General features: G+C 45.9%; 14 protein-coding genes. All 14 read right to left on the bottom strand.

All coding sequences use genetic code 11. From position 1 onward, the window contains the following. Positions 1-2: 2 nt before the first annotated feature. The 14 genes from nusB to WJ238_RS03375 all read right to left on the bottom strand — a co-directional run bounded on the left by nusB (position 3) and on the right by WJ238_RS03375 (position 11,749). Positions 3-401: a transcription antitermination factor NusB gene (gene nusB, locus WJ238_RS03440; protein ID WP_230106250.1), complete on the bottom strand. Its 399-nt coding sequence runs from the start codon at positions 399-401 to the stop codon at positions 3-5. Continuing rightward, positions 402-785 (bottom strand): Asp23/Gls24 family envelope stress response protein, encoded by a 384-nt coding sequence (locus WJ238_RS03435; protein ID WP_230106251.1) that lies wholly within the window; start codon positions 783-785, stop codon positions 402-404. Between the two features lie 108 nt (positions 786-893). After that, positions 894-2,498 carry a peptide chain release factor 3 gene (locus tag WJ238_RS03430; protein WP_256194321.1) on the bottom strand — a complete coding sequence of 535 codons (1,605 nt, stop codon included), beginning with the start codon at positions 2,496-2,498 and terminating at the stop codon, positions 894-896. 4 nt (positions 2,499-2,502) lie between these two features. Next, a complete protein-coding gene (locus tag WJ238_RS03425; RefSeq protein WP_316264498.1) occupies positions 2,503-3,687 on the bottom strand; it encodes a phosphopentomutase in 1,185 nt (394 codons plus the stop codon). Positions 3,688-3,860: 173 nt separating this feature from the next. After that, the gene (locus WJ238_RS03420) at positions 3,861-4,580 is read right to left on the bottom strand and encodes a lamin tail domain-containing protein (protein ID WP_316268814.1); all 720 of its coding nucleotides are present in this window, start codon (positions 4,578-4,580) and stop codon (positions 3,861-3,863) included. A 78-nt stretch (positions 4,581-4,658) separates the two neighbouring features. Continuing rightward, complete coding sequence (locus WJ238_RS03415) at positions 4,659-5,294, bottom strand: SpoIIIAH-like family protein (protein WP_337606147.1); 636 nt, start codon at positions 5,292-5,294, stop codon at positions 4,659-4,661. An 11-nt stretch (positions 5,295-5,305) separates the two neighbouring features. Then, the gene (locus tag WJ238_RS03410; RefSeq protein ID WP_337606146.1) at positions 5,306-5,881 is read right to left on the bottom strand and encodes a SpoIIIAG-related protein; all 576 of its coding nucleotides are present in this window, start codon (positions 5,879-5,881) and stop codon (positions 5,306-5,308) included. A 28-nt stretch (positions 5,882-5,909) separates the two neighbouring features. Next, positions 5,910-6,254 carry a stage III sporulation protein AF gene (locus WJ238_RS03405; RefSeq protein ID WP_230106257.1) on the bottom strand — a complete coding sequence of 115 codons (345 nt, stop codon included), beginning with the start codon at positions 6,252-6,254 and terminating at the stop codon, positions 5,910-5,912. 20 nt (positions 6,255-6,274) lie between these two features. Further along, complete coding sequence (locus tag WJ238_RS03400; protein WP_230106258.1) at positions 6,275-7,492, bottom strand: stage III sporulation protein AE; 1,218 nt, start codon at positions 7,490-7,492, stop codon at positions 6,275-6,277. Next, positions 7,489-7,875: a SpoIIIAC/SpoIIIAD family protein gene (locus WJ238_RS03395; protein ID WP_230106259.1), complete on the bottom strand. Its 387-nt coding sequence runs from the start codon at positions 7,873-7,875 to the stop codon at positions 7,489-7,491. Before WJ238_RS03395 ends, WJ238_RS03400 begins: the two co-directional genes overlap by 4 nt. 40 nt (positions 7,876-7,915) lie before the next feature. After that, the gene (gene spoIIIAC / locus WJ238_RS03390; protein WP_230106260.1) at positions 7,916-8,110 is read right to left on the bottom strand and encodes a stage III sporulation protein AC; all 195 of its coding nucleotides are present in this window, start codon (positions 8,108-8,110) and stop codon (positions 7,916-7,918) included. A 10-nt stretch (positions 8,111-8,120) separates the two neighbouring features. Next, on the bottom strand, positions 8,121-8,642 hold the full coding sequence (gene spoIIIAB, locus WJ238_RS03385; RefSeq protein WP_256194333.1) for a stage III sporulation protein AB: 522 nt from the start codon (positions 8,640-8,642) through the stop codon (positions 8,121-8,123). Beyond that, complete coding sequence (gene spoIIIAA, locus WJ238_RS03380) at positions 8,639-9,556, bottom strand: stage III sporulation protein AA (RefSeq protein ID WP_230106262.1); 918 nt, start codon at positions 9,554-9,556, stop codon at positions 8,639-8,641. The genes spoIIIAB and spoIIIAA overlap by 4 nt, the downstream gene beginning before the upstream one ends. Positions 9,557-9,661: 105 nt before the next feature. Further along, positions 9,662-11,749, bottom strand: a complete 2,088-nt coding sequence (locus WJ238_RS03375; RefSeq protein WP_230106263.1) for a polyribonucleotide nucleotidyltransferase — start codon at positions 11,747-11,749, stop codon at positions 9,662-9,664. Positions 11,750-11,984: the final 235 nt, after the last annotated feature.

The raw sequence follows: 11,984 nt of genomic DNA, 5'->3' as shown, positions 1-11,984 counted from the left end.
AGCTATACCGCCAGCTTTGCAAGGACACCGTTTACAAAAGAGGGACTTTCCTCTCCTCCAAACCGTTTTGCAAGTTCCACTGCCTCATTGATCGCAACAGATACGGGCACATCATCATCCCATTTCATCTCATAGACCGCCAGCCTAAGCAGTGTAAGATCCACTTTGTTCATCCGTGTTGTCTTCCATCCGCTTGCATGTTCATTGATCAGAGTATCGATCTCATCCTTGTGGTCTGCTATAGCCCACGCTTTCTTCTGAATGTATTCTTTATCTTTCTCCTCCATCTGCTCAAGCTGTTCAAAATACAGTCTTACCTGTTCCGGCATCTCTTCTTTTTCATTAAATTCCAGTCCGAACACCATTTTGAAAATATGTTCCCTTGCTTCTGACCTTCTCACTTACACTTCCTCCGGAATATCTACTCCTGCAACACGAATATTGACATCAGCCACGGTAAGACCTGTCATATTCTCAATTGCAGTCTTTACTTTCTCCTGCACTTTGCCGGAAACTTCCAGCACATTGTAACCATACTGAAGATTCAGTTTCAGTGATACGGTTACAATTCCTTCCAGCACATCTACTTTTACACCTTTAGATAAGGATTTCATCCCAAGACGGCTGATCAGCTCTTTTGTTGCATTGCCGGACATAGAAGCAACTCCCTCTACTTCCATGGCTGCAAGACCTGCAATAATCGCAACAACTTCATCGGCAATCTTTACTTCGCCGAGATTTTCATCCTCTTTTATTGTATAGGTACTTCTTTCTTCTTTTCCCATTCTATTGCCCTCCATTTATCACGTTTTGTTTTTGGCTCACATTACAACTAGTAATATACATTATAACAAATTTATATTCAAATGCCAATATTCTTTCCAAAGTCCCTGTCAGGAACGGCCAAATTCGGAGAGGATCAGACCTTCATTCCTGTCCTGAGTCATTCGGATACTCCACTCATTGACAAAAAGGAGCAAAGGACGATCCTTCAGGTCTTTGATCTTCTTCATGTCTGATGTGCCCGTCAGACGGTCCAGATCCAGATTTTCATTCTCGATCCACCGGATATACTCATATGGAAGGGGATCCAGCCGAATCTCCACCTTGTATTCATTCTCCAGCCGGTATTTCAGAACGTCAAACTGAAGGACACCTACTACGCCCACAATGATTTCCTCCATTCCGGTATTATACTCCTGGAAAATCTGGATAGCTCCTTCCTGTGCGATCTGGGAAATTCCTTTGATAAACTGCTTTCTTTTCATAGTATCCACCTGACGCACTCTGGCGAAATGTTCCGGCGCAAATGTAGGGATTCCTTCATAGACCGCTTTCTTATCGGATGCTGTAAGTGTGTCCCCAATGGAGAAGATTCCAGGATCGAACACTCCTATGATATCTCCTGCATAGGCATTTTCAATAATCTTTCTCTCGCTTGCCATCATCTGCTGCGGCTGGGAGAGGCGCACCTTACGGCCTCCCTGAATATGCTGCACTTCCATGCCTGCTTCGAATTTTCCTGAACAAATACGCATGAAAGCAATACGGTCACGGTGAGCTTTATTCATATTCGCCTGGATTTTAAATACAAATGCGGAAAAGTCTTTTTCCTCCATAGGATCGATCTCTCCCTGATCTGACATTCTGGGCAGCGGAGAACTTGTCATTGCCAGGAAATGCTGCAGAAAGGTTTCTACGCCGAAGTTTGTCAGCGCTGAGCCGAAAAATACCGGTGACAGTTCCCCTTTACTCACAAGCTCCTGGTCAAAGGCAGCTCCTGCTCCATCCTGAAGCTCTATTTCTTCTTCCAACTGAAGTCTCTGGGAATCATCGATCAGCCATGTAATCTCGGGATCATCGATCTTTACCTTTTTAACTTCCCCCTGGGCAGTTCCTTTTTTCGTGTCGGAAAAAAGCTCTACTTCTCTTTTTTCGCGGTCATAGACTCCTTTAAAGTTCTTTCCTGATCCAATAGGCCAGTTTACCGGGCAGGTTGCAATACCAAGCTCATTTTCAATATCATCCAGCAGCTCAAAAGTGTCCATCGCTTCTCGGTCCATTTTATTAATGAAAGTAAAAATAGGAATATGACGCATGGTACATACTTTAAAAAGCTTTCTTGTCTGCGCCTCCACGCCCTTGGAGGCATCAATCACCATTACCGCTGAATCAGCGGCCATCAATGTACGGTAGGTATCCTCCGAGAAATCCTGGTGCCCCGGGGTATCCAGAATATTGATACAGTAACCGTCGTACTCAAACTGCAGAACGGATGAAGTAACTGAGATTCCTCTCTCTTTTTCAATCTCCATCCAGTCTGATACCGCATGCTTTGCTGTAGCCTTTCCTTTTACACTTCCTGCCTGATTGATGGCTCCTCCATATAGAAGGAATTTTTCCGTCAACGTCGTTTTACCTGCATCCGGGTGAGAGATAATGGCAAACGTCCGGCGTCTCTTTATCTGTTCTTTCATATCCTTTGTTAACTCTGACATCGTTTCAATCTCCGTTTTTCTTCTCAATTTCCGGCCACATGGAAGTCCCTTCCAACTTGCCCGGCACACCAAGATAGTGTAACACAGTTGCAGCCACATCTGCAAATGTATTTCTGATTCCCAGATCATGATTTTTTCTGACATGCTCCCCGCTTATCAAAAGAGGCACGTATTCTCTGGAATGATCCGTGGACGGCGTTCCCGGATCACAGCCGTGGTCAGCCGTAATGATAAGAAGATCGTCCTCTTTCATCCGTCCTCGGATTTCCGGAAGAAAGGTATCAAATTCCGACAGAGCCTTTGCATATCCTTCTATATCATTTCGATGTCCGTATATCATATCAAAATCCACAAGATTCACAAAACAAAGTCCTGTAAAATCTCTTTCCATATATGCAAGCAATTTTTCAATTCCGTCCCGGTTGCTGACCGTACGCTGTGCCTCTGTAATCCCCTCTCCGGCAAAAATATCTATAATCTTTCCTACGGAAAGCACATCCATACCCGCCTTCTGAATATACGTAAGCATTGTATCTTTCGGAGGATGTACGGAAAAATCATGTCTTCCGGCCGTGCGGACAAAATCAGGCCAGGTTCCGGTAAAAGGCCTTGCTATGACCCGTCCCACATTATGCTCTCCAGTTAAGATTTGTCTTGCAATCCTGCAGTATTCATAAAGTTTTTCCGTCGGAACAATATCCTCATGAGCTGCAATCTGAAATACACTGTCTGCTGATGTATAGACAATAAGAGCACCACTTTTCATATGCTCCCGTCCGTAATCTTTGATGACCTCTGTTCCGGAATAAGGACGGTTGCAGATCACCTTCCGCCCGGTCTTCTCCTCAAAAGTCTTTATCACATCTTCCGGAAATCCGTCCGGATACACCGGCAGAGGACGCGTGGAAATAATCCCTGCGATCTCCCAATGTCCTGTTGTAGTATCTTTTCCGCAGGACGCCTCCTGCATTTTTCCATATGCTCCTTCCGGAATGATCCCGGATCGTTTCTTCATGCCTGTCCCCCTGATAGACGACAGTCCCAGCGCCTCTGCATAAGGCATATGAAACGCCGGATGTTTCGACACTGTTCCAAGGGTATTGCTGCCTTCATCTCCATATGCCGCTGCATCCGGCGCTTCCCCTGCTCCCACACTGTCCAGTACAATAATAAATACTCTTTTTCCCATAATTATGCTCCTCCGCATTTTCTGCTCTGATTATACCCCTTTTATATGCCCGGTTCAATGAATTTCCGGCAGATAAACGTCCGAAAGCAGGCAAAAAAGCACCGGAGCATGGGATTCTGCCCCTGCCTTTCCGGCATTTCAAAATCCCATGCTCCGGTGCTTTTTCGCGTTCTTCAGACTCCTTCACCATCTGCCGCCCCATAAGAACAGCAAGGTTCATATTGCTTTTCGTACTCTCCTGTCACTTTATCGCTCCAGTAAAAAGTCCGTATTCTTCCAAGGTATGCATCTTCTGTCCCTCGTTTTCCGCTTCTTGTTACAATCGTATTTTCGGAAATCATATCTTTGCAGCTGCTTCCTTCCGTAGAAATCATATCTACAGGTTCTTTCCCTTTATAGAGCTTTACTGTTACGGTAGCCTGATTGTCTATGATAAGCCCTTTCCACTGGCGGTTGTATTTTTCAATCTGATATCCCTCATTTGGACATGCGTTTTCCTCTCCGCATATCAGATAATATCCTCCGGCCGGAATGGTCCCTGCCAGATCAATAAATTTTTCTTCCCGTATACCGTCGCTGCTTATGGTTGAACCCGCCATTCCTTCGATTCTTCCGGAACTGTAGCCCAATATGTATCCTTCCAGAGAAATGTCCTGTGTACCCGGATTATACAGTTCTATAAAATCATTGGAAAATACGCCTTCCTTACCTCCAGCGCCGTAAAATTTCGAAATGACAACCGTACTTTCCTTCTCTGCCCCATCTGACTGAAGGCTGTACATTCCAGCCAGACTTAGCGCAATAACAGCTGTTGACAAAAGCTTCCACGCTGCTTTTTTCAAAACTGCATTTTCCTTTGAAGTCATCTTGCTCATCCCCTTCTCATTCATCATTAGAAACCTTTTCTTTGCTGCTATTTTACACTATCTTTTTGAAATCTCCGGGTTCACACTGTTAAATCTCTGTAAAATTTACTCCGCTTCAGCATGAACCGGGGTAATAACAATATTCTGCGCGGCCTCTCCCGTTTTTCTTGTAATAATATCCTCGATCTGCGCCCGGTTTGCGTCAGTAAGCTCCGCTGCATCCACCACAACATCTGCGCTGTCTGAAGTCAGACTTACTACAGCTTCTGAAAACCCTTTGGATGCAAGCAATGTCTCTGCCGCCGCTTCTTTTTCCGCCAGATCCGTCATCTCAACCATCTGATTTACCGCTTCCGTTTTTTGTTCGTCGCTTAAGCTTTGATTATCAATGATCGCCAGAAGATCTTCCTTATTCTTTGCCCTCACCTGTTCTCTTGTGACCTTAGCTTCCGCCACGACTGCGCTGGCCTCTCCACTGGTAAGGACCGCTTCTCCCGGCGTACCCTCCACCGTCCCGTCATCTGCCGCTTCCCCATCCTGACTTTCAATATCTTCTGTATTTGCTGTCACATCTTCTTCTGAAATATCCAGAAGTTCCTGGTTTGCCAGTTCGCCGCTGGTCTGCGCCGCATCATCTTTCTCGCCAAAAAGGCGCCCGGAATAATTAAGATATCCGGCGGCCGCGATCATAACTGCAAGTGCGGCAATAATAATCTGATTTTTTCTGAATATTTTTTTCACTTTTCTCCTCCTTATTTTTCATTGAGCTTCATTACCTTAATTTTATGCGTGTCTACTCCAAATAATGCTTGGACTGCTTCCGTTATATTCTGTACCACAACTCCCTTATCCCCTCCTTCCGCGATCACTACAACCCCCTCTACTTTCGGACTTAACTCTTTTGTCACATAGGGCGTCCCTCCTTCCCCCTGCTCCTCCTCTCCATATACGGTAACTACATCTGAGGAGTTCCTTACTGTAGAGCGGACTCCGCCCTGGCTGTCTTCCTCCGTTACATTTTCACTCTCTGTCTGGCTGTCCTTTTCAATGACCTTTTCTGCTGTGGATCCCAGAGTCACCATAACTTTTACCTTCCCAACTCCCGACACCCGTGACAGGGTGTCTTCAAGCCGTGTTTCCAGATAATCAGCATAACTTTCTCCATCCGTTTCTGACATTCCGGCAATCCTCCTTTCTTCTGCCATCCCCTCTTCATCCGTCTCCCCTTTCGATACAGGGAGGGCTATGACCAAAAGGAGAACCCCGCATAAAAGGAGGATCACCAGACTGTCCTTTTTTGGAAATTTTCTCTGTCCTAATATTTTCAAAAAGCGCTCCCCTATTTTTCCTCTTTTTTCACCTTCCAATCTGAATCTCCTCCACCTTGATCTCCGTTTCCTCTTCTCCTGCTTTCCCGACTTCTCCGGTTCTTTGCTGTCCCATATCTCCAGGATCGGCGCCTGCTTCTTCGATCCGTTCTACCGCTTCTTCATAATCACTCCCCTCATAAATCTTCCGTATGTCCTCGCCCATTCCTGTCAGCTTCCAGACAGGTGTTAAAAGGAGGATGACAAGAAGCGCTCCCGTAAAAAAACGAATGTATTTCTGGTATCCCTGATTTGGGATAACATGCATCAGAATTGTAATAAGTATCATAAAATAGGCAATACTTTGCATCCAATCATAAAGATACTGGAACATGTATTTTCCCCCTCTTTCTTTTATACGCTGCTTGTCGTTGCCGCAACAATTGCAATGGTTATCAAAAAAAGAATCCCTGCCGTAAATATCATGCGCATCAGGAGCTGACAGCCATCCGCCATTCCTCCAATACAGCCGGTAAGCCGTTTATCTGCCACCGGCTGCACTAAAGCTGCCGCAAGTTTATAGAAAAGTACCATTACTCCAATCTGGATAAGGGGTGCAAGGCACAATGCAAAACATATGACCGCTCCGGCTGCTCCCACTCCGTTTTTCACTACAACAGCCGTTCCCAAAATCACTTCCGCGGTTCCGCTTACAGCGTCTCCGATACCGGGGATCGCTTCCACGCCTCTTGCCACTGCGCTCCTTTTCACACTGTCCACAGCAGGCATGATCAGCCCCTGTATGGTATTCAGCCCGATCACACATGCAAGCATCGTTTTCAGTGTCCAGGATACCACTGTTTCTATCAGCTCTGTAAAGCGTGACAGATATTCTTCTTCCGAAAGATAGTTGAGCACCTTCATCATCATATAAATGTGTATTACCGGCAAAAGGAAACCAATGATCAAAAGTTCAATCAGGAAGATCAGTAATAAAATAAGATTATAAAAAGCCGCTGCCGTAACGCTCCCCTTTGCCAGAGAAACTGCCAGAAAATATACCGGACACAATGCTTGCATGAAATCAGCGAGGAGCCGGATTCCATCTTCCGTCCATTCTGCAGCACTCTGAAATGCATTCAGACAAAGAGCGATCATCAACATGTACAAAATATAAAAACTGATATCTGAAATCTGCCTGGAATCGAATACATCTGCAAATTTTGTAAAGATCGCTGCGATCAAAGCAATCAAAAGCATGTGTATTAAGCTTTCCCGATTTACCTGAAACGCATAAGTGAGCTGATCTGCACACAGTCTTTTTAAAAGGTCCGCCGAAACAGAGAGATCCCCTGACAGGATCTGGAGCACTGTCTCTCCAAAATCCAGCTTTTCATCAGGAAACAATCCCTCCAATTCCCGATTAATATCGTCAAATTCCAGTTTCTCCTCCATGTACGCCCGAACGTCTCCTGCTTCCGTCTCCTCATATTCTGTTTCCGCTTCATATTCCGCTTTTTCATTTTCCGCAATATCAGCCGCCTTAACCGGTATCTCTTTGCTCCCCCACAGGAAAAAGAAGGAAAGAAGCAGTAAAGTTACGCCGAATACCCTTGCTATCTTTCGTCTCATGCCAAAAAATCCCTTATCATTTCCAAAAGGGCCAGGATTACCGGCAATCCCAGAACCAGAACCACTGCCTTTCCGAAAATTTCAATCTGCTGTGCGATCGTCTGATATCCGGCATCCCGGCATATGGCAGAAGAAAATTCCGCCACATATGTAATGCCCAGCATTTTTATCAGCATTCCTGTATAAGCAGGCGCAAGGTCAATATATCCCGCAATTTCCTCCATAATATCAAGCACCACTGTAAGTCGGCTTAAAATGCCCAAAAAGATGATAAGGCTGATTCCCGCACATATATAAATCCCGTATTCTGTTTTTCCCCCCTTAAACTGTATTGCAAGTAATGCCCCCGCCACGCCCAGGAGACCAATCTGCAGCATACTCATTTTTCCCCTTCTTTCCTTGTGTTTCCCTGCTTCTTAGGATCTACAGCGAAAACAACTCCTGTATCGCCGCAAACAGATCATAAATATAAGGAACGATCCAAAAGAGTACCAAAAGCAGTCCGGCAAGACTGGTGAGAAAGGCCTGTTCCTCCCTTCCGCTGTGTTTCAGTACCTGACTTAACACCGATACCAGTATTCCCACAGCTGCTATTTTAAAGATCAGATTTACTTCCATGAATGCCTCCTTATATCAGCAGTATTGCCAAAAATATTCCCCCGGCGGCTCCCAGAACCCGGTACAGCTTTTTCTTTGTATGCAGACTCTGACGCTTTTCCGCCCTTAAGATCTCCAGCTGTTCTTCATACATTTTCAAATGGGTCAGCTGCATTTGTGTATCTGCATTGCCCAAATATTTTCCCAGATCATAAAGTCTTCTTTTCTCTATATCGCTAATGGACAGATCCGCCAGGCATTCTCTGGCCGTCTTCTCCCAGATACATGCAAAGCTTCCGCTTTCCTTTGCATTCATCCTTTGATGCATTTCCAGCATCCAGCTCTTGTACGGCTCCTGTGCTGTCCGTGCAATGCTGCCAAAGGCTTCTGCCAGAAAGGCTCTGGCATAACGGATTTCCCCCTGCAGCATACTGCTGATCCTCTGAAGTTCTCCCAGCTGCCGGTATTCCTTTTCCAGGTCCTCTGAAGCTCTCCATCCTATAAGGAAGGCTGAAGCAATAACAAGAGTCCCTCCCACCGCCTGCAGCATCATATCTTCTTCTCCATAAGTTTCCCGTTTTCATCATATATCCCCTGGATCTTCGCCTTCCCTTCCAGTATGATATATCGTTCAAATCTCTTTTCTTCCATCATTTTCCCCGACACAGGCTTTCTCCTAAGTTCCTCGATTGAGGCACCATGCATGGTAGCCAGCATTCTGCATCCGCAGTGCATGGCATATTCGATGGCATGTACATCTTCCCGGGCGCCAATCTCATCTACTGCAATAACCTGGGGAGCCATAGATCGGATCAGCATGATCATCCCTTCTGCTTTCGGGCATCCATCCAGTACGTCTGTGCGGATGCCAAGATGATTCTGTGCCACTCCCATATAGCATCCGGCAATTTCCGATCTTTCATCCACTACCCCCACTGTCATCCCTTTTATATATTGGTTGCCGTCGGATATCTGCCGTATCATGTCCCGAAGGAGCGTGGTCTTCCCGCACCCGGGCGGCGATATGATCAGCGTATGCTTAAGCTGGCGTCTGCACAGAATGAATGGAAACACCTGATCCGCGCATCCTTGTACCTCATGAGAAATGCGGATATTTACCGAGGAAATATATTTCAGATTCTTTACCTGTCCTTTTTCCAGGATTGCCTGTCCTGTCATGCCTACCCGGTGTCCTCCTTCAATCGTAATAAACCCCTGCCTCATTTCCTCTTCATAAGCATAGAGGGAATAATTGCTGGCGTAGTCAATGGTCTCCCTGACGTCCTCCGCTGTCACGATATAGGGATGTCCTCTTCCGGGAATGTATTCCTCCCCTCCGCATCTCATCAGAAGCGGTTTTCCGGTTCTAAGCTTGATCTCCTGAAGTCCCTCATAAGTATCAATCTCCTTCTCTATCATCTCTCTGACCCTGCCGGGAAGGATTTTTAAAACTCTGTTTTTTTCCATCTTTGTCCACCTCTTTAACCCATATATATGTAAGGCAGAGCATTTTATTACAAGAAAAAAGGCCATATGCATTCGCATATGACCCTCTGTCATTTTCTCTTTTTCTTATTCTGCAACGTCCTTCATGCTGAAGGAGAAACGTCCCATCTTATCTTTTCCAAGGCATACAACCTTTACTACATCTCCAAGTGTCAGTACATCTTCCACCTGTTTTACTCGTTCTTTGGAAAGCTTGGAAATGTGAACCATTCCCTCTTTACCTGGGGCAAACTCAAGGAATGCACCAAATTCTTTGATGCTGACCACTTTGCCTTCCAGTACCTGTCCGGCTTCAAAATCACTGACGATGATCTCGATCAGACGTTTCGCTCTCTCCATTCCTTTTGCTTCTGTTCCGCAGATGGACACAGCGCCATCGTCTGTGATATCGATCTTAACTCCAGTCTCCTCAATAATAGCGTTGATTGTCTTTCCTCTCTGGCCTACTACATCGCCAATCTTCTGAGGATCGATCTGCATCTGGATGATCTTCGGAGCATACGGTCCCACTTCCGGTCTCGGCTCGCTGATTGCCTTTGACATAACCTCATCAAGAATATAGGTACGCGCTTTCTTTGTAGCGGCGATCGCTTCCTCAATGATCGGTCTTGTCAATCCATGGATCTTAATATCCATCTGGATTGCTGTAATACCCTTATGTGTACCAGCCACCTTGAAGTCCATGTCTCCAAAGAAGTCTTCCAGGCCCTGGATGTCGGTCAGTACAAGATAATCGTCATCTGTATCTCCTGTCACGAGACCTGCGGAAATTCCTGCAACTGCAGAATGGATCGGTACTCCGGCAGCCATCAGAGACATGGATGATGCACAGATACTTGCCTGTGAAGTGGATCCATTGGATTCGAATGTCTCTGATACAGTACGGATCGCATATGGAAATTCATTTTCATCCGGAAGTACAGGAACAAGGGCGCGCTCTGCTAAAGCCCCATGGCCGATCTCACGACGTCCCGGTCCTCTGGACGGTCTTGTCTCACCTACAGAGTAGGACGGGAAATTATAGTGATGCATATACCGCTTGGATGTCTCTGCCTCGTCCAGGCCATCCAGTCTCTGTGCCTCTGCAAGAGGAGCCAGAGTCGTAATAGTACAGATCTGTGTCTGTCCTCTTGTAAACATAGCAGAACCGTGTACTCTTGGGATCAGGTCGATTTCTGCTGAAAGAGGACGGATCTGGTCAATTGCTCTTCCGTCCGGACGCTTATGATCTTTCAGGATCATCTTACGTACCGTTTTCTTCTGATACTGATATACTGCCTCCGGAAGTTTTGCCAGCCACTCTTCATTATCTGCAAAGGCTTCTTCCAGTCTATCTGTAATCTGGCGGATGTTTTCCTCTCTTGTCTGTTTGTCATCTGTGAAGACTGCTTCTTCCATCTCCTGCGGAGTTACGATCTCCCGGATCGCTGCAAACAGTTCTTCCGGAACTGCAAAGCTTTCATAGGAATGCTTCGGCTTACCACATTCTGCCACGATCTGATCAATAAATGCGATCACCTTCTGATTCAGCTCATGAGCTGCATAGATTGCCTCGATCATGCGCTCTTCCGGAACTTCGTTTGCTCCTGCTTCGATCATGATCACCTTTTCCTTCGTAGAAGCAACGGTAAGGGAAAGTTCTGAAACTTCCTTCTGTGCTGCTGTCGGATTGAATACAAATTCTCCATCAACCAGTCCTACCTGAGTAGTGGAAATCGGACCGTCAAAAGGAATATCTGAAATACAGGTTGCAATTGCTGCTCCCAGCATAGCTGTAAGCTCCGGTGAGCAGTCCTGATCTACAGACAACACAAGATTTTCCAGTGTAACATCATTCCTGTAATCTTTTGGGAAAAGAGGACGCATCGGGCGGTCAATTACACGGCAGGTAAGGATCGCATTTTCAGATGCTTTCCCCTCACGCTTGTTAAATCCTCCCGGAATCTTTCCAACTGCGTACATTCTCTCATTATATTCTACACTTAAGGGAAAGAAATCAATTCCCTCACGCGGCTTTTCTGACGCTGTGGCCGTACACAGCACTGTCGTATCCCCATAGTGCATTAAAACCGCACCGTTTGCCTGCTTTGCCACTCTGTCTACATCCACGCACAGAGTTCTTCCGGCTAATTCCATTTCATACTTCTTGTACATGTCATTCTCCTTCATCTTACTTTTATGCTGCAGCAGGCAATACCGAAACTACTGAAAAAAGTATTTGAGACAAATACGCTTTTCAGTGGTCTCGGGATTTTTCTCCCGCTCGCAGTCTAAAATATTATAGCATATACAGCTCTCATAAGCAAGAAAAAAGGGTGTCATACGGACACCCTTTCAGACTGTAGACAAAGTCCCCGGCATACGCCGGGGCTTTTCTTTTCCAGTTATC

This window comes from Claveliimonas sp. (assembly GCF_037273965.1).
Classification (GTDB): Bacteria; Bacillota; Clostridia; order Lachnospirales; family Lachnospiraceae; genus Claveliimonas; species Claveliimonas bilis.
This window is presented reverse-complemented; position numbering and strand designations above follow the sequence as displayed.

What these genes read in the sequence shown, in the direction of transcription:
- WJ238_RS03435 (WP_230106251.1), bottom strand. Translation starts at nt 785, where the DNA reads ATGGGAAAAGAAGAAAGAAGTACCTATACAATAAAAGAGGATGAAAAT.
- WJ238_RS03430 (WP_256194321.1), bottom strand. Translation starts at nt 2,498, where the DNA reads ATGTCAGAGTTAACAAAGGATATGAAAGAACAGATAAAGAGACGCCGG.
- WJ238_RS03425 (WP_316264498.1), bottom strand. Translation starts at nt 3,687, where the DNA reads ATGGGAAAAAGAGTATTTATTATTGTACTGGACAGTGTGGGAGCAGGG.
- WJ238_RS03420 (WP_316268814.1), bottom strand. Translation starts at nt 4,580, where the DNA reads ATGATGAATGAGAAGGGGATGAGCAAGATGACTTCAAAGGAAAATGCA.
- WJ238_RS03405 (WP_230106257.1), bottom strand. Translation starts at nt 6,254, where the DNA reads ATGTTCCAGTATCTTTATGATTGGATGCAAAGTATTGCCTATTTTATG.
- WJ238_RS03400 (WP_230106258.1), bottom strand. Translation starts at nt 7,492, where the DNA reads ATGAGACGAAAGATAGCAAGGGTATTCGGCGTAACTTTACTGCTTCTT.
- WJ238_RS03395 (WP_230106259.1), bottom strand. Translation starts at nt 7,875, where the DNA reads ATGAGTATGCTGCAGATTGGTCTCCTGGGCGTGGCGGGGGCATTACTT.
- spoIIIAC (WP_230106260.1), bottom strand. Translation starts at nt 8,110, where the DNA reads ATGGAAGTAAATCTGATCTTTAAAATAGCAGCTGTGGGAATACTGGTA.
- spoIIIAB (WP_256194333.1), bottom strand. Translation starts at nt 8,642, where the DNA reads ATGATGCTGCAGGCGGTGGGAGGGACTCTTGTTATTGCTTCAGCCTTC.
- spoIIIAA (WP_230106262.1), bottom strand. Translation starts at nt 9,556, where the DNA reads ATGGAAAAAAACAGAGTTTTAAAAATCCTTCCCGGCAGGGTCAGAGAG.
- WJ238_RS03375 (WP_230106263.1), bottom strand. Translation starts at nt 11,749, where the DNA reads ATGTACAAGAAGTATGAAATGGAATTAGCCGGAAGAACTCTGTGCGTG.